General features: G+C 65.6%; 15 protein-coding genes. All 15 read right to left on the bottom strand.

The window, feature by feature from the left end:
* Nucleotides 1–212 (bottom strand): transposase (locus G3T14_RS21225; RefSeq protein WP_163644517.1); only part of this gene is annotated, 212 nt, incomplete at its 3' end.
* 39 nt (nucleotides 213–251) lie between these two features.
* Nucleotides 252–401, bottom strand: coding sequence for an IS1 family transposase (locus G3T14_RS21220; protein WP_163644516.1), 150 nt, complete (start codon nucleotides 399–401; stop codon nucleotides 252–254).
* Between the two features lie 89 nt (nucleotides 402–490).
* A complete protein-coding gene (locus tag G3T14_RS21215; protein WP_163644515.1) occupies nucleotides 491–865 on the bottom strand; it encodes a helix-turn-helix domain-containing protein in 375 nt (124 codons plus the stop codon).
* A gap of 198 nt (nucleotides 866–1,063) precedes the next feature.
* Complete coding sequence (locus tag G3T14_RS21210) at nucleotides 1,064–1,909, bottom strand: slipin family protein (RefSeq protein ID WP_163644514.1); 846 nt, start codon at nucleotides 1,907–1,909, stop codon at nucleotides 1,064–1,066.
* A gap of 351 nt (nucleotides 1,910–2,260) precedes the next feature.
* Nucleotides 2,261–4,612, bottom strand: a complete 2,352-nt coding sequence (locus tag G3T14_RS21205; RefSeq protein WP_163644513.1) for a glycosyl hydrolase family 65 protein — start codon at nucleotides 4,610–4,612, stop codon at nucleotides 2,261–2,263.
* Nucleotides 4,609–5,319 (bottom strand): HAD-IA family hydrolase, encoded by a 711-nt coding sequence (locus tag G3T14_RS21200; RefSeq protein WP_163644520.1) that lies wholly within the window; start codon nucleotides 5,317–5,319, stop codon nucleotides 4,609–4,611. Before G3T14_RS21200 ends, G3T14_RS21205 begins: the two co-directional genes overlap by 4 nt.
* Nucleotides 5,316–5,957, bottom strand: coding sequence for a histidine phosphatase family protein (locus tag G3T14_RS21195; RefSeq protein ID WP_163644512.1), 642 nt, complete (start codon nucleotides 5,955–5,957; stop codon nucleotides 5,316–5,318). Before G3T14_RS21195 ends, G3T14_RS21200 begins: the two co-directional genes overlap by 4 nt.
* A 43-nt stretch (nucleotides 5,958–6,000) precedes the next feature.
* On the bottom strand, nucleotides 6,001–7,047 hold the full coding sequence (locus G3T14_RS21190) for a class I fructose-bisphosphate aldolase (protein ID WP_163644511.1): 1,047 nt from the start codon (nucleotides 7,045–7,047) through the stop codon (nucleotides 6,001–6,003).
* Nucleotides 7,044–9,464 carry a phosphoketolase family protein gene (locus G3T14_RS21185; protein WP_163644510.1) on the bottom strand — a complete coding sequence of 807 codons (2,421 nt, stop codon included), beginning with the start codon at nucleotides 9,462–9,464 and terminating at the stop codon, nucleotides 7,044–7,046. Before G3T14_RS21185 ends, G3T14_RS21190 begins: the two co-directional genes overlap by 4 nt.
* Nucleotides 9,465–9,988: 524 nt before the next feature.
* The gene (gene tpiA, locus G3T14_RS21180) at nucleotides 9,989–10,744 is read right to left on the bottom strand and encodes a triose-phosphate isomerase (RefSeq protein WP_163644519.1); all 756 of its coding nucleotides are present in this window, start codon (nucleotides 10,742–10,744) and stop codon (nucleotides 9,989–9,991) included.
* Nucleotides 10,741–11,742 (bottom strand): cytochrome d ubiquinol oxidase subunit II, encoded by a 1,002-nt coding sequence (cydB, locus tag G3T14_RS21175; protein ID WP_163644509.1) that lies wholly within the window; start codon nucleotides 11,740–11,742, stop codon nucleotides 10,741–10,743. The genes tpiA and cydB overlap by 4 nt, the downstream gene beginning before the upstream one ends.
* A 3-nt stretch (nucleotides 11,743–11,745) precedes the next feature.
* Complete coding sequence (locus G3T14_RS21170) at nucleotides 11,746–13,149, bottom strand: cytochrome ubiquinol oxidase subunit I (protein WP_163644508.1); 1,404 nt, start codon at nucleotides 13,147–13,149, stop codon at nucleotides 11,746–11,748.
* Between the two features lie 315 nt (nucleotides 13,150–13,464).
* Nucleotides 13,465–14,676: an acetate/propionate family kinase gene (locus G3T14_RS21165; RefSeq protein ID WP_348645319.1), complete on the bottom strand. Its 1,212-nt coding sequence runs from the start codon at nucleotides 14,674–14,676 to the stop codon at nucleotides 13,465–13,467.
* A 79-nt stretch (nucleotides 14,677–14,755) separates the two neighbouring features.
* Nucleotides 14,756–15,130: a LuxR C-terminal-related transcriptional regulator gene (locus tag G3T14_RS25470; protein ID WP_281409843.1), complete on the bottom strand. Its 375-nt coding sequence runs from the start codon at nucleotides 15,128–15,130 to the stop codon at nucleotides 14,756–14,758.
* Between the two features lie 892 nt (nucleotides 15,131–16,022).
* Entirely contained in the window at nucleotides 16,023–16,796 is a 774-nt protein-coding gene (locus G3T14_RS21155) for a glucokinase (protein WP_348645320.1), read from the bottom strand.
* Nucleotides 16,797–16,856 lie beyond the last annotated feature (60 nt).

Genomic DNA, 16,856 nt, shown 5'->3' with positions numbered 1-16,856 from the left:
GGCCCTGGATCCGACGCGACCGCCACAGCCAGGAAAGCGCCACAGGCCGGCCGCGCCTCCAGCCGTTCACGCCAGCGATAGATCTGCTGCGCCTGGATGCCGTGGCGCTTGGCTGTCGCGATCACGTTGCCGCTGCCCAGCGACTCGGTCACCACAGCGCGCTTCTCCTGAGGACTCCAGCGGCGGCGCCGGACGTAGGTCGCATCGTCCACCCGAGCATCTCCAGCATCGATGCCGGCACCAATGCCGGATCAGATGACCAAAAAGCTGGACGCCAGAAGACCCCGGAGCAAGGCGGCCTTCGCCGGATGCGCACCGATGGAGCGGCGTCGAAAGCGGGCCAGCCAGTGCCGCTGACGCGCGTTGTCCCGTTCGATGCCGTGGGTTTCGTCCTTGCCCATTTAGTGCTGCCCGACGGGCAGGAGCACGTCGTAGGCTGCGTAGCTGTCCGTGCAGTAGAGTCCGTTACGCCGGCGCTGCAGTCGCTGGATCAGGCGCTCGCAGGTAGCCTTGTCACGAACGCAGCATTCCCAGTCCACCAACTGCCGTGAAGCACGATCCCAAGCCTTCCAGATCCAGAGCGGCTCGGACTTTTTTTCACGTAGTGCCACATCTCATCAAGCTCGATCACCACCGCCCGGCCTTCTGGCTCAGGCTTCTGTGCGTAGGCGGCCGCGAACTGCTCCAGCCAGGCCTGGATCGTAGGGGTCGAGACACCCAACAACTTGGCCGTGCGGTTCATCGACAAGCCGCTGACATAGAGCAAAACCGCGGTGGCTTTCATGGCCAATGGCTTGCCGCGTGCGGGCGTGTCGGTGAAGTTCAAACCGCACGCCTTGCACAGGTAGCGCTGCTTGGAGCGCATCAGCCCATTCTTGACATGCTCTTCGCTCCCAAAGCGCTTGCACCGCAAACCCATGACCCACCTCCCAAAGGACCCAGAAGAGCCCAGAAGGTAGGGCATCTATGCAGCCCTAAAACCCTCTGTGATCCCAGTCCCTTAGCTCAGACGTCCAGGATCAGCAGCGTGTTGCCGACCGAGTGGGTCCCTTCAGAAAACATATCACCCGTTCCCGTTCGGAAGACCCAGCACGGTGTCCCTCTGAGGCGAGCCGATCAGGGCGCCGTTCGTAGCGGCCGGCTTGGCGACTTTGTCTACGATGTCGAGGAACGGCTTGATGATGTCGATCGGCATTGGGAAGATGACGGTCGAGTTCTGCTCAGCGCCGATCTCGGTCAGGGTCTGTAGGTAGCGCAGCTGCATGGCGGCCGGGACACTCGCCAGGATCTTGGCAGCGTTGACGAGCGTCTGGGAGGCCTGGAATTCGGCTTCCGCGTGGATGACCTTAGCGCGCCGGTCACGCTCGGCCTCCGCCTGTTTGGCGATGGCCCGCACCATGTTGTCGGTGAGTTCGACAGTCCTGATCTCGACGTTGGTGACCTTGATACCCCAGGCTTCGGTCTGGGTATCGACGATGCTCTGAACATCCGTACTCAACTTTCTGCGTTCGGACAGCATCTCGTCGAGATCGTGCTGGCCCAGCACTGCGCGGAGTGTCGTCTGTGCCAGCATCGTCGTGGCGGACAGGTAGCGTTGAACCTGAATGGTGGCGCGCTCGGGATCGGTGACGTTGAAATAGAGTACCGCATCGACCTTCATCGAGACGTTGTCCCGCGAGATCACATCCTGGCTTGGGATCTCCACCACTTGGATGCGGAGATCGACGCGGATCATCTCCTGGACGAAGGGGATCAACAGGACGAGGCCCGGCCCCTTCACGCGATCGAACTTGCCCAGGGTGAACACGACGGCGCGTTCATATTGTCTGATGATCCTGACGGCCATCCCGATCAGAACGAGAGCCAGGACGGCGATAGCGGGAAGCAGATACAACGAAATATCCATCATCTCGTCTTTCCTCATTTGATACATATAGTGAATTAAATATGATCGATTTATCAGTTATACATCAGTAAACTGATGCACCAATTGTTGTAAAATTCATTATTGAATTATGTAATAGTTTTATTTTTTAGAAATAAAAATCCGTATTTGGCCAAACCAGGGCAGGAAGCGCGACGCGCCCGTTTTCAGCGACGCGCCGTCACTGACTGCAACACTTAGATCGCATAGAGATGCCCTCTTGCGAGGATCGGAAAACACCTACGGTCCCGGGGGCGATCGCCGATGGATGCAGCCTGTCGGTGTCCCCTTCCACCACCGTGCTCGGACGCTCGTGGTGGTCCGACTGGATCCCGCTCACGCCGCACCCACCCCGGCCCGGTCCGTAGGGCCATCTTTCCGCTGGAACGGCGGGATCAGGGTATCGACGTGGATTTGGAGCGGCGCCTCCCGATCGAGGGGATACCGCCCGCACCCGACCGCGACGGTCATGGGATTACCGGACCGCAGCGTCGCGGAGATCTTGGAGCCGGCAGGGTCCGCGCAGATCGAGAGGTGGCGTCCCCGCCACTGCAGGGCGAAGGTCAGACCGGACCACCCGGCGGGCAGTTTCGGATCGAGCCGGATGCCGTCATCCTCAAGGGAAAGCCCGGCGAAGCCCAGGACCGCCATCATCCAGACGCCCCCGAGCGCAGCGATGTGCAGGCCGCCGTCGAGCGCGGCATGCATATCCGCGAGATCGACTGCCGAGGCCTGCCGGAAGAAGCGCAGCGCCGTCTCCGGTCTTCCCAGCCTGGCGGCGGCGAGCCCGTGCAGAGCGGCGCTGAGCGAACTCCCATGGCTGCAGCGCGGTTCGTAGTAATCGAAATTGGCGTCCGGTGCCGCGCCGGTGAATTCTTCCGGCAAGAGCGCCAGTAGGGCCACCACGTCCGCCTGCTTGATGACCTGCACGGTCTTCATCCGCTCCCGCCCCAGCACGACGTCCATGGGGACGGATCGCCCTGCGTAGTCGGCGAGGGCGACGTCATCGAGGGCGAAGAAGCCGCTGAACTGCTCGAATAGTCCCGTCGTGGTGTCGAGGCCGGTCACGAGCGTGTCGGCGACGGCAGCCCACCGAGCCAGTTCCCCGTCGTCGAGACCGATCCGGGCGGATAGACGCGTCCACGATCCGGGCCATCGGGTCCCCAGCAGCGCGGCGACCTCGATGGCACGCCTGATGTTCCAGCGGGCCATGACGTTGGTGAAGGCGTTGTCGTCGATCGTCTCGTGATACTCGTCGGGGCCGATCACCTGGCGGACATGGCATCGGCCGTCCGCATCGCGCTCCGCCCGGCTGGACCAGAAGCGGGCCGTCTCGAACAGGATCTCCGCGCCGGCCTCCTTGAGGAAGGTCTCGTCGCCTGTGGCATGCCAGTAATGCCAGACCGCGTAGGCGACGTCGGCGCTGATGTGCTGCTCCTCCACGCCGCACAGGATGTCGACCACGTGCCGGTCGGGCCCGATCGCGTGTTCCGGCGTCGTCTCTTCGCCGGAGTCGGCGGACTCCCAGGCATAGAGGGCGCCTCGGAACCCCATCCGCTCCGCCTTGGCGCGCGCGGCGTCGAGAGTGCGGAATCGGTAGAATAGCAGCGCCCGCGCCGCCTCCGGCCACGTCAGCGTGTAAAAGGGCAGGAGGAAGATCTCGGTGTCCCAGAACACGTGCCCGCGGTAGTCGGGACCTGTCAGTGCCCGGGCCGCGATCGATACGCGGTCGTCATCGGGGTTGGCGGCGCCGTTGAGATGATAGATGGCGAAACGCAAGGCCTGCTGGGCGCCCTGATCGCCCTCGACCGAGACGTCGCTATCGGTCCAGCGCCGCGTCCAGGCGGCCTCGTGCATGCCGAGTAGATGCTCCCAGCCGCGGGCTCGCGCTCCTTGGAGCAACGTTCGGGCACTTTCGCCTGGCACCCCGGCGGGCGTGTCCTCGCGTGTGATCGCGACGGTACGCTCGAAGCATACGGTCTGGCCGGGCTGCGTGTGCCACGTCCAGGCCGTCTCGAACGGGCCCAGCGTCTTCGGTTCGATCATCCGGCCGTCGACCCGAAGCGACGCCTCCGAGGCTATGGCGAGGCGCTTTCCGGATGAGACGGTGCGCCAAGCGCCAAGACACTGTTCGAGAAGCTCGGGAGTCAGACCGAAATTGAGTCCGTCGAAGGAGGCCCGGAGCGTGGCCTCGCAGGCTCCGCCCGTCACATCAAGCTGGATGAGCTGCGCCCCGAGTGCACGCTCGCTCAAGGAGACGAGACGCAAGACGCGCAAGCGGATCGCGACGCCGGCCGGACCGGCCATCCGGCTCTCGGTGGAGAGGACGCCGCGCCGGAAGTCGAGCGTCCGGTGGTGGAACGCGACGTCGTCGATCGTAAGCTTCGAGGGTCTGTCGCAGAGCGAAAGGTCGACCCGTAGCCAATCGGGCGCGGGGACGAGAGTGGAGATCGGCTGCTCGCCCCTGACAACGTCGAACAGGCCGGCCACGTAGGTGCGAGGTGCGACGACGCGGTCCGGGAGCCGGTCGATGGTTCGTCCCCCCCGGACCCCAAGGAAACCGTTGCTGATCGAGAAGCGCGACTCGCGGCTGCCGTCACGGAGTGGATCGAAGCCCTGCTGGTGAAGGACCCAGGCGGGATCCGCGGTCGATTCGAGCGCGAGTCCGATCGTCCGAGGGGCCGTCATGCCGCGTGCCGGCGGAGACGCCCGTCGGAGAGCGCGGCGAGGTCGACATCATCGAGACTGGCCACCACGAGATCGGCTTTCGCCGCATCGAGACCGGACGCGTCCTGAAGTCGGGCAACGCCGAGCGGAGCCATGCCGCCCGCCCGTGCCGCCTCTACGCCGGCGGGGGCGTCTTCCGCTACGAAACACCGGTTCGACTCCATGTGCAGTTCCTCGGCGGCGATCTGGAAGATTTCGGGGTCGGGCTTGCCGTGCCGTAGGTCGCGACCGCAGACGTCGACGGCGAAGAGATCGAGCAGGCTTCGACCGTCGGCGAGTCTGATCAGCTGCAGCATCGCCCGTGCGTTCTTCGACGATGAGGCGACCGCCATCGGCCACCCGAGCGCCGCGATGGCCGTGACGAACCGGAGCGCGTCCGGGAAGGCCGAGACCTGTCCGTCGGCGATCAGTTCCTCAAGGCGGGACTGCTTCATGGAGGCATAAGCAGCCGCCTTCCGCGCAGCATCCGGCACCGCCAGCGCTTCCAGGGCGGCGCGGGCCCCGTCGAAGCGGGGCTTGCCGGCGACATTGGCTTGGTACACCGCCGTCGTGAAGGGGAGCGGGTCGGCGAACCCGACAAGGGCGTCGCGCCACGCCCGTTCGTGCGGCGAGGCCAGAAGTACGCCATCGACATCAAAGATCGCCGCGCACAGCGGCCCGGCGCTCACGGCGCGGCCGGGGACGAGCGGCCCGTCGGCCCCTGCGAGCCATTCCACCGGGCGATGACCGCCAGCCCGGCATGGTTCGGGTTCCACCCCAGGATGCTGATCGACGCCGGGGCGAGCTCGAAGTGCTGGGCGTCGACGATCGGTAGACCGATCCAGCGGGCCCCGAGGCTGCAGCCGAACTGACCGTGCGAGAACACGGCGACATTCCCGTCGAGCGTGCGGAGGCGCGCGATGACGCGGTCGGCGCGGGCGGACACTTCGGGAGGGATCTCACCGCCGGGGCAACCGTCGCGATAGACGCTCCAGCCGGGCCGTCCCTGGACGATGTCCATGGAGCGCTTTCCCTCGTAGTCCCCGTAATCCCATTCGGCTAGGTCTGGCTCGATCTCGGCCGACGCGCCAAGGCCCGCCAAGGAGCAAGTCCGCTGGGCCCGCCGCGCAGGGCTAGTGAATGCGCGCGCGAAGCGGATCGGGGCGAGGGCCGGCGCGAGGGCGAGCGCCTGCTCCTCGCCATGAGCGGTGAGCGCGAGGTCGGTACGTCCCGTGTGCTGTCCGGTCAGCGACCAATCCGTCTCGCCGTGCCGAACGAGATAGATCCGGCCCGTGCCGGGTCCAGCCGGCGGTTCGTGCAGTGGCATGTCGTGCTCCGGCCGTGGACGGAAATCCCTCAGTGACTGCGGATCAGGACGCTTCCAGAACCCTCCGGTCGTCGTCCATGCTATCGAGGTACGCGCCGCTGAGCGCCGCATGGCTGCAGCGCGCGCGATGGAGGAGCGCCGCCTGCGCGGCCGCGACGTTGCGCTCCTGCCCGCTCCATATGCCGAGGGCCGGCTGCTGGATCGCGCGCGCGAACGAGAACACCAAGGGCCATGGGGCAGGGCGAGGGCCGGCCCCGGCGTTCATGGCATTGAGCCGCGTTGCGGCCAGCGCGCCCGACTGTCCGCCCGACAGGAAGGCGATGCCCGCCACTGCGGCGGGGACGGTCTCGAGAAAGCATCGCAGGGTCGCCTCGGCGACCACTTCGACCGAAACCTGCTTCGGGCATGCAAGGCCGGGGAGAACCATGTTGGGCTTGAGGATCGTGGCCGCCAACACGACACCCTGGACGTGCAGCGCCTCGAAGACGGCATGCAACACCTCGCCGGTGACCTCGCAGCAACGTTCGAGGTCATGGTCCCCTACCATCAGCACCTCGGGCTCCACGACGGGCACGATCCCGGCCTCCTGGCAGAGGGCCGCGTAGCGGGCGAGCGCCTGGGCATTGGCGAGCACGCACGCCCGGCTCGGGCGGCCGTCGCCCAAGCCGATCACGGCCCGCCACTTGGCGAAGCGCGCCCCCATGGCGGCGTAGGCCTCAAGACGGTCGCGCAGGCCGTCGAGGCCTTCCGTCACCGTCTCCCCGTCATGCAGAGCCAGGGCCTTGGCCCCGCAATCGACCTTGATCCCCGGCACGATGCCGGCCTCGACCAGACGCTCGACGAAGGAGATTCCATGTCGGTCGCATTGTCGGATCGTCTCATCGTAGAGGATGGCGCCGCTGATGTACGCGCCGAGCCCGGGGGCCGAGACGAGCATCTCGCGGTAGGCTCGCCGCATGTCCACTGTCTGCGGGATCCCAGCGGCGGAAAAGCGCCTGTCGCAGGTGGGGCTGCTCTCGTCCATGGCGAGGAGGCCCTTGCCCGCGCCGACGAGGATCCGAGCGGTCTCGACGAGGCCCCGCGTCGTCATGACCGACGGCCCCACGTCCAGTCGCGGATTTCCGGCAGGTCCTCGCCGTGCCGGTCGATGTAGCGCTTGTGCTCGACGAGCTTGTCGCGCATCCGTTGCTTGAGGTAGTCGCCCTTCGTACCGAGACCCGGCAGGCGATCGACGACATCATGTACGAGGTGGAAGCGGTCGAGATCGTTCTGCACCCGCATGTCGAAGGCGGTGGTGATCGTTCCCTCCTCTTTGTAGCCTCGTACGTGAAGGTTACGGTTCGTCCGGCGGTAGGTGAGGCGGTGGACCAGCCACGGATAGCCGTGGAAACCGAAGACGATCAGCTTGTCGGTCGTGAAGATCCGGTCATAGTCGACCTCGCTCAGCCCGTGGGGATGCTCGGTTTCGGGCTGGAGCCGCATCAGGTCGACGACGTTGACCACGCGGATTCTAAGATCCGGCAGGTGCTCCCGCAGGATCGAGACGGCCGCCAGCACCTCCAGCGTCGGCGTGTCGCCGCAGCAGGCCATCACGACGTCGGGCTCGCCGCCCTGGTCGTTGCTCGCCCACCCCCAGATGCCGAGCCCCTCGGTGCAGTGGACGATCGCCTGCTCCATGGTCAGCCATTGCGGCAGGGCGTGTTTACCCGCCACAACCACGTTCACGTAGTGGCGGCTGCGCAGGCAGTGGTCGAACACTGACAGGAGGCAGTTCGCGTCGGGCGGCAGGTAGACCCGGACGACGTCCGCCTTCTTGTTGATCACGTGGTCGAGGAAGCCAGGATCCTGGTGGGTGAAGCCATTGTGGTCCTGCTGCCAAACGTGGGAGGCCAACAGGTAGTTGAGGGAGGCGATGTTCCGGCGCCAGGGCAGCTCCGACGTCACCTTCAGCCACTTGGCGTGCTGACTGAACATCGAGTCGACGATGCGGATGAAGGCCTCGTAGCTGTTGAACATCCCGTGCCGACCGGTCAGGAGATAGCCTTCCAACCATCCCTGGCACTGATGCTCGCTCAGCATCGAGTCGTGGACGCGACCGTCGCGGCCCAGGAACTGGTCGTCGTCGGTCGCGCGCGCGTCCCATTGGCGGTCCGTCACCTCGAACACGGCGCCGAGCAGGTTCGACAGTGTCTCGTCGGGACCAAAGACGCGGAAGTTGCGCCGTTCCTGGTTGGCGAGGACGACATCGCGGAGGAAGTGCCCCAACACCGTCGTGTCGCCGAGGGAGACGGCGCCCGGTGACGGCACGGTGACGGCATGGTCGCGGAAATCCGGCATGCGTAGGTCACGCAGCAACCCACCGCCGTTGGTGTGCGGGTTGGCCCCCATACGCCTATCGCCCGAGGGGGCCAGGGCGGCGAGTTCGGGCATCAGGTGCCCTTGGTCATCGAAGAGTTCCTCGGCGCGGTAGCTCCTCATCCAGCGTTCGAGTTCCTCGACGTGCTGGGGATGGGCAGCGTCGACGAGGATCGGAACTTGGTGGGCGCGGAAGGTGCCTTCGATCTTCAGCCCGTCGACCATCTTCGGCCCGGTCCAACCCTTGGGGGAGCGGAGCACGATCATCGGCCAGTGCGGTCTCCGGCTCTCGCCCGAGACGCGGGCCTCCGCCCGGATGCGGGCGATGTCGGCGACGACCCGGTCCAGCGTGTCCGACATCAGCCGGTGCATGGTCTGCGGATCGTCACCCTCGACGAAATGGGGCGTCCAGCCGCAGCCGCGCAGGAATTGACCCAACTCGTCGGGCTCGATGCGAGAAAGGATGGTGGGGTTCGAGATTTTGAACCCGTTGAGGTGCAGGATCGGCAGCACGGTGCCGTCGGTGACGGGATTCAGGAGCTTGTTCGAGTGCCACGCCGTCGCCAACGGGCCGGTCTCGGCTTCGCCGTCGCCGATCACGCAGGCAACGATCAGGCCCGGATTGTCGAAGGCGGCGCCGAAAGCGTGGCTCAGGGAATAGCCGAGTTCGCCGCCCTCGTGGATCGATCCGGGCGTCGTCGGCGCGACATGGCTCGAAATGCCGCCCGGGAAGGAGAACTGCGTGAAGAGCCTCTTCATCCCCGCCTCGTCCTCACCGACGTCGGGATAAATTTCGCTGTAGCTTCCTTCGAGATAGGTGTTGGCCACCAGCGCCGGACCGCCATGCCCGGGGCCGGCGATGTAGAACATGTCCAAGTCGTGCAGCTTGATGATGCGGTTCAGGTGCACGTAGATGAAGTTCTGGCCGGGCGTCGTGCCCCAATGCCCGACGACGAGCGGCTTCACGTGGGCGAGTTTCAGGGGCTCGCGCAGCATCGGGTTGTCGTAGAGATAGATTTGCCCGACCGACAGGTAGTTGGCGGCACGCCAGTAGCGGTCCATGAGGTCCAGGGTATCCGACGTCGCCGCTCCCGATCCTGCATCGCCTCCGTGATGGAGCGGATGCGCGAGGGTTCCCGAGGCTGCGTCCATCCTGTGTACCCTGGTCGATCGTCGTGCGAAGCTACGAGCCGCAACGGCGCGATCTCGTGGCCGAGGGCGATTCGATAGACCCTGCGCGAGGAACGGAGCAGGATCGGAAACTACCCACGCGAGGACGGTGGCGGTGAGGTCGAGCGGATCGCTCGGCGTTGGCCCGACCCCGTCAACAACGATCGCATCGTGTGCGATGCGGAAGACCAAACGCGCACGACGATGCCGGCCCTTCGATCGGGAGCACGGGCGAGAGCCGACGTTTGTCCGTCGGACCAAGAACCCGATCGACGTGATGGCGGCGCCGTTCGGTGCTGCGCGGGCGATCCGCGTCGCTTCCCGCCGCACTGGTCCCGACGGAGGCTGCCGGACGGCGAGTCCGCCGGGTCCGTCCGAAAACCATCATCCCCGCTCGAAGCATCGCGCGAGGAAGTGCCGTAGGCGAAAGCGTATTCTTTCGAAAGCGATCACCGCGAAATGGTTCGCCCGGATGGTCTCGTCGCGCGTGGGGCGCGTGAGGATCGTCACCTGGGAACGGCCCGGAGCACCGCGTCGAAATCGGCCGCCGACAGACTTGCGCCGCCGATCAGGACGCCGCCGACATCTGCCAGGTCCAGGATCGACTGTGCGTTCTCAGCCTTCACCGATCCTCCGTAGAGGATCCGCATTGCGCGTCCCTCGTCCCCGAATCGGAGTACCAGGCAGGAACGGGCATGCGCGTGGACCGCGATCACATCCGCCGCGGTCGGTATGTGGCCGGATCCGATGGCCCAGAGGGGCTCGTAGGCGACGGCGAGTTCGCCCCCGTCCGGGATTTCGGGAAGACTGCCGGCGAGTTGCTCGCCGCAGACGACCATGGTCTTCCCGTCACGACGCTGCGCCTCCGATTCACCGATGCAGACGATGGCCAGGAGACCCGACCGCAGAGCGCTCCTGGCCTTCGCCGCCACGACGGCATCGGTCTCGCCATGGTGCTCGCGCCGCTCCGAATGGCCGACGATCACGGCCGAGGCGCCTGCGTCCTTCAGCATGTCGGCGCTGACGTCACCGGTGAAGGCGCCCTCGGCCTCCATGGCGCAGTCCTCGCCCCCGATGGCGATTTGGCCCGCGGCCGCCCGCGCCGCGCGGAAGATCAACGTCGCGGGGACGCAGAGGAGTACATCGGCCTCCGGCCGCGATGCCCCGACGGAGGCCGCGATATCCTCGATCTGGTTGAGGCGCGATCCCACGCCATGCATCTTCCAGTTCCCTGCAATCAGCGGGCGCATGGTGATCCTCAGTGATAGCCGAGGTCGCCGCGGACCTTGCCGCGGAAGATCCAGTAGGACCATCCCGTATAGAACAGCACCACGGGCAGGAGCACGAGCGTGCCGACGAGCAGGAAGGCTTGCGTGCTCTCCGGCGAAGCGGCCTCCCACAGCGTGTAGTGGCCCGGCACGATCATCGGGAACAGGCTGATCGCTACGCCGAGGTAGGACAGGAGGAACAGTGCGACCGCGGCGAGGAAGGGCTGGAGGTCGCCGTCGCGCCCGAGCGCCCTCCAGGCGTAGAACGCCACTGCCGCCGTGGCGAGCGGGAGGGGGAGAAGGAGCACCGTGTTGGGCCAACCGAACCAGCGCTGCGCGATTGTCGCGCTGGCAAGGGGCGTCCAGAGGCTGACGGCGGCGATGCAGAGGCACGTGCCGACGAGGCAGACCCGCCCGGCCCGGCGCGACCATGCCTGCAGCGGCCCCTCGGTCTTTAGCACCAGCCATCCGGCGCCGAGCAGGCCGTAGCCGAAGACCAATGCCACGCCTGTCAGCATCGCGAAGGGCGTGGCGAAATCGAATGACGTGCCGACGAAGACCCGTCCCTCGACTTTGAATCCTTGGATGAAGCTGCCGAGCACGACGCCCTGCGCGAAGGTCGCCACTAGAGATCCGGCGCAGAAGGCGCCGTCCCAGATCCGCAGGAGCGCCGGCTGCTTGAAACGGAACTCGAAGGCCACGCCGCGGAACACCAGTGCCAGCAGCATCACTAGGATGGGGAAGTACACGGCCGGGATGATGATGGCGAAGGCGAGCGGGAAGGCCGCCAACAGCCCGACACCGCCGAGGATCAGCCAAGTCTCGTTACCGTCCCAGAAGGGGCCGATGGAGCCCATCACGGTCGCGCGGTCGGCCGGGCCTACGAGGCCGTGCAGTATGCCGACCCCGAGGTCGAGCCCGTCGAGCGCCACGTAGATGAAGATGCCGAGGCCGAGGATCACGGTCCAGATCGGGACGAAGCTCTGCGCCATGGCCTACTCTCCCGGAACGGCGGCGGGCGGCGGTACGGAGTGCGGCAAGTAGGGTGGAGTGGGCCGGCCCGCCTCGACCGGCTCAGGGGCCGCACCCGCCCCGACGCCGCGGCGCACGATGCCGGCCATTACGGCGAAGCCGGTTGGAAACATGATGAGGTAGACGAGCACGTAGAGCGACAGCGAGATCGCGACGTCGGTGCCCGTCAGCGACGGCGTCACCGAGTGGGCGGTGCGCAAGAGGCCGTAGACGGTCCAGGGCTGGCGCCCGACCTCGGTCGTGATCCATCCGGCGATGACGGCGACGAAGCCGAGCGGCGCCGTCCATTGGCACAGCCGCAGGAACCAGACCGAATCGAAGAGGCGCCCCCGAAGGCGCAGAACCTGGCCGGAGACGGCGACGGTGAGCATGATGAGGGCGATGCCGACCATGAGGCGGAAGGCGTAGAAAGGCGGCCCGACGGGCGGCCGCTGGTCCTCCGGAAAACTTTCGAGGCCTCGGATCGTGCCGTCGCGGGAGTGGGTCAGCAGCAGGCTGCCGAGCGCCGGGATCTCGACGACATCGCGCATGGTGCCGGCCGCATCGTCCGGGATGCCGAAGAGGGTGAGAGGCAGCGGGCTGACGTCGTCGTAGCGCCCCTCGATGGCGGCGAACTTCGCCGGCTGGTACTTCAGCGTGTTGGCGCCGTGCATGTCGCCGATGACGATCTGTGCCGGCACCAGCACGATGAGCAGGTTCAGCGCCATAACGACCATGACGCGAGCCTCGGCGGTCGAGCGGCCGCGCCGTAGCAGCCAAGCACCGACGCCCAGCACCACGAAGCCCGTGGTGATGTAGAAGGCCGTGACGTTGTGGGCGTAGCGGTAGGGGAAGGACGGGTTGAAGATCACCGCCCACCAATCGTCTGGGAAAAAGCGGCCGTCCTCGACGTGGAAGCCCTGCGGTGTTTGCATCCAGCTGTTCACAGACAGGATCCAGAAGGTCGAGAAAAGGGTGCCGGCCGCCACCATCAGGCCGGCGAAGAAATGCACCCAGGCTGGAACGAGCTTGCGTCCGAACAGCAGCACACCGAGGAACGAGGCTTCGAGGAAGAACGCGGTGAGACCCTCATAGGCAAGCAGCGGCGCCAGCACGTTGGCGGTGGTGTCCGAGAAGCGGCTCCAGTTGGTGCCCATTTGGAAGGGCATCACGATGCCCGACACCACGCCCATGCCGAACGAGACCGCAAAGATGCGGGTCCAGAACGCTGAGATTCGCGCCCAGAGTGCCTGACCGGTGAAGAAGGCCATGCCCTCCAGCACCGCAATGTAGGATGCAAGCCCCACCGTAAAGGCTGGCAGCAGGATGTGCCAGGAGATCACCCAGGACCACTGCAGGCGGGACAGGAACAGCGGGTCTAGCGCCACGGCTCAGGCCGCCGCGCGTCGAATGGGCGGGTGTCGTTGCAGCATGTCCCGTCCCTGGGGTCTCGTGTGTCGCGATACGAGTAAAGTGTCGATGGCGGGGCGGGCAGAATCGGAAATTACCTATGTCAACGGCCGCTCTTCTCTATCCCTTCACACCCTGAGCAGGCCTGGAACACACTGCCCAGGATGAGGAAGGCGAGAGGTCAGGGTATGCGGTCGTCGGTATCAGTTGCCACCAAAGTGGCTGTCTCTCGTGGATGAAACCCGTGAACGCATCTGGCGCGCGAGGCGCACGCGCAGATGGCGAGCTTCGATTTAGGCGGCTTGCGGCGCGGCCCGTCCCCGGAGCACCGTACGCGTGTGGCGCGCGATGACGGCCTCCTCGTCGGTCGGGATCACAAGGACCGCGACCGCGCTGTCGGATGCGCAGATGCGCCCGGCATTCGCCGCATTGGCTCCCTCGTCGATTCGAAGCCCGAGCCAAGCGAGCCGCGCGCAAACGGCTGAGCGGATCGCCGGCGCGTGCTCGCCGATGCCCGCCGTGAAGACGAGCCCGTCGAGACCGGCAAGCGCGCTGACGAGCGCGCCCGTCTCGACGGCGATGCGATAGGCGAAAAGGTCGACCGCTTCCGCGGCGCGAGGGTCGGGGCTCGCCAGTAGCGCGCGGATGTCGCCGCTGATGCAAGAGACACCGAGCAGCCCGGAGTGGCGGTAGAGCGTCTCTTCGATCTCGGCGAAGCTACGCCCCTGTCGGCCGAGGTAGAGGATCACTCCAGGATCGAGGCTGCCGCAGCGCGTCGCCATCGGCAGGCCGTCGAGTGTGCTGAAGCCCATGGTGGTGGCGATGCTGCGTCCGCACTTCTGGGCGCAGAGGCTAGCACCGGACCCGAGATGCGCTACCACGACCCGCCCTTGTGCCAGGACCGGGACGTCTCGCGCCAGCCGGGCCGCGATGGACTCATAGGACAGCCCGTGGAAGCCGTAGCGCCGGACGCCGGCCTCCTCCAGCGCCCGCGGCAGCCCGAACCGCCAAGCCTCGGACGGCATCGTCGCGTGGAATCCTGTGTCGAAGCAGGCGATCTGCGGAAGTGTCGGTCGGGAGGCCGCGACGGCGTGGATGGGTGCCATGCAGCGGGGCATATGGAGCGGATCGAGCGGTATCAGCGTTTCGAGAGACCGTAGGATGTCCGACGTCACCAGGGCGGGCTCGACATGGTGTTGCCCGCCATGCACGATCCGGTGTCCAACGGCGACGAGGCCTGCTTGGTCGAGGTGGCTATCGGCGAAAGCTAGCAAAGCGTCGAGCGCCGTTGCGAAGGCGTCGGGCTTGCCGGCCGGCCAACTCCGATCCGCCAGCACGGCGCCTTTGGCGTCACGGGCCAGCAGACGAGGTGCCGCATAGAGGTCGGCGATCTCGCCTCGGGCCGTCGCCGGACTGTCGGTACCTGCATTGAACAAGGCGAACTTGAGGCTCGACGACCCGGCATTCAGCGTGAGGATCGAACCGGTCGGGACGGCGATATCCACCCTCTACCTCCCTCGAAGCGGCGTGACGGCGATCGCATCGAGACACTCGCGAACCCCTGAATATGGAGAATTGCGCCGGCTATTCCGCCGGCTCGGCGGCGAGCGCAAGTCGGGCCAGCGCCGGTAACGATCGCGTGCCTGTCTTGCGCATGATGGCGGCGCGGTGATTTTCCACGGTCCGCCGGCTGATCCCAAGGTCGGCGGCTATATTTTTGCTGGGGTGGCCGGCCAGCACGGCGCCCATAATCTGCCGCTGCCGGGGGGTAAGCCCAGCGACTTGGCATTCGGCGTTGCCGCGTAGGCCGCGAAGATCCCCAAGGGCCTGCCGGAGTTCCGCCCTAGTGAGCGCGAGTTCGCCTTCGAGGGATTCGATGTCGGTGGGATATGAGGGCGCCGGGGCGCCCGTTGGGATTGCACGGTGCAGGTCCGCGTCGGCTGGAAACAAATGTATCATAGCATTATACCTTTCACGGGCTCGGCATGTCTGTGAATTACTTCGCTGAGGAAGCTGATAGCGGCGCGGGCCCGCACCGGCACGCCGTAGGGTTTGAACGGGACGAAAGCAGCGGCCGCGACGTCCACATCGCCGAAACCAAGGTGATAACTCGCCACGCCACCTCTGCATGACTGTTTATCTTGCGGCTTCCACCGAAGTATCGGATATAAGATGATCTGAGATTAACAACATTTCGAGGAGGCGATACTTGGAGCCAGAGACGACGCAGGCGAACATGGAACGGCCCAGACCTGGGTTTGCACCTTTCGGTCGCGCCGGGAATCGCCATGTCCGATTGCTCATTTCGCGGTGAGGTCAGACCGGGAGCTCGACCTGATCAAACCTTCGTGCGGTCTCGCTGCCGGCGCGTGCCGCGTCGATATGATAAGTTGCGGCAACCTTGCTATCGCGCGTGCGGTCACGACTCGTCGTTGCGACGAGGGCAGGAGTCCTCCAAAGGTATACGATCGGAAAAACAGCGGCGAATAACGGTATCGACGCGAGAGATGCCATCGGAACGCCTGAACAAAGTCCGCCGTATACCGCGATCATCGCGCCGACAAAGCATAGAAATAACGTGAGCGCAGTCGTTATCGGGTTCATGGCTACAATCTGATTTTGTATTCGAACCGGTGGCTTGCACCTCACTCAATCAACTCCCAGGGAGTATCATGGGCCACAGCCATTTTCGCGTTTCCGCTTTGCGTTTTTGCGCGAAGTTCGATCACTTCATACAAGTCGCCAAATTGCCAGAAGGTGCGGCCTATCCCCGACCTGCGAGAGCAGCCGGATCGCCAAATTGCCGCCTATCCGCCCCAGGCCGATCATTCCCAACTGAGTCGTGCCGCTACTATGTGCTAGGATCCGACTTGGTTGATGGCGGGACGTGGAAATCTAAGGTCGGACCCAAGACTTTTTCGACCGGCATCCTGGGCAACCAGCGTCCAGAGCGATGGTCCAGCCCGTAGATCGCGGCTCCGAGCAAGGCTGCATTGATCGTGATGATGTTGACCGGGATGCCGCGCAAGAGGTTGGCGAAGCGACCTTTGGCAGTGAAGGTGCGCATGAACGCGCCGTCTTGAAGCTGTGGCACCAGCCTGGGCGGCAAACCGCCGGCCATGTAGACTCCGCCCGTCGCCATCACCTTCAAGGCGAGATTGCCGGCCTCGGCGCCCCAGACGTCGATCACGATGCGAAGCGTCTCGGCTGCAAGAGGGTTGTTGTCGGCATCATGCAAAGCCGCCTCGACGATTGGCGGGGTGCGGTCGCGGGTGGCCAGCAGAACCGCGCGGAACACCGCACTTTCGGACGAGGGGTCACGGGAACGCACGTAGTCGTAGACGTTGGGCAGGCCAGATCCGGTGCAGACCCGCTCGTATGCCGCGTGGCGGAAGCGCTCGGTCAGGAACGTCAACAAACCGGCTTGGACCTGGTTTGTCGGCGCGAAGTCGACGTGGCCGCCTTCAGAGGCGCAGGCGATATACTCTTTCCCACTCCAGATCAGAAAAGCTTCGCCCAGCCCTGTCCCGGGGGCAAGCACCGCGATCGGAGAATGCTTCACGGCGCTGCCGGCATTGACCTCGGCCGTCTCGCCTGGCTGCAGATGCGGCACCGCATGGGCGATCGCCTCTAGCCCGTCTTATTCATGAGGGCGGTGGATTTGGGGTGGCGAGCGTAGCGTAAA

Origin of the sequence: Methylobacterium sp. BTF04 (genome assembly GCF_010692745.1) — a bacterium.
In the GTDB taxonomy this organism is placed as follows: domain Bacteria; phylum Pseudomonadota; class Alphaproteobacteria; order Rhizobiales; family Beijerinckiaceae; genus Methylobacterium.
The sequence above is the reverse complement of the archived record's forward strand: the minus strand, read 5'-3'. Positions and strand labels throughout refer to the sequence as shown.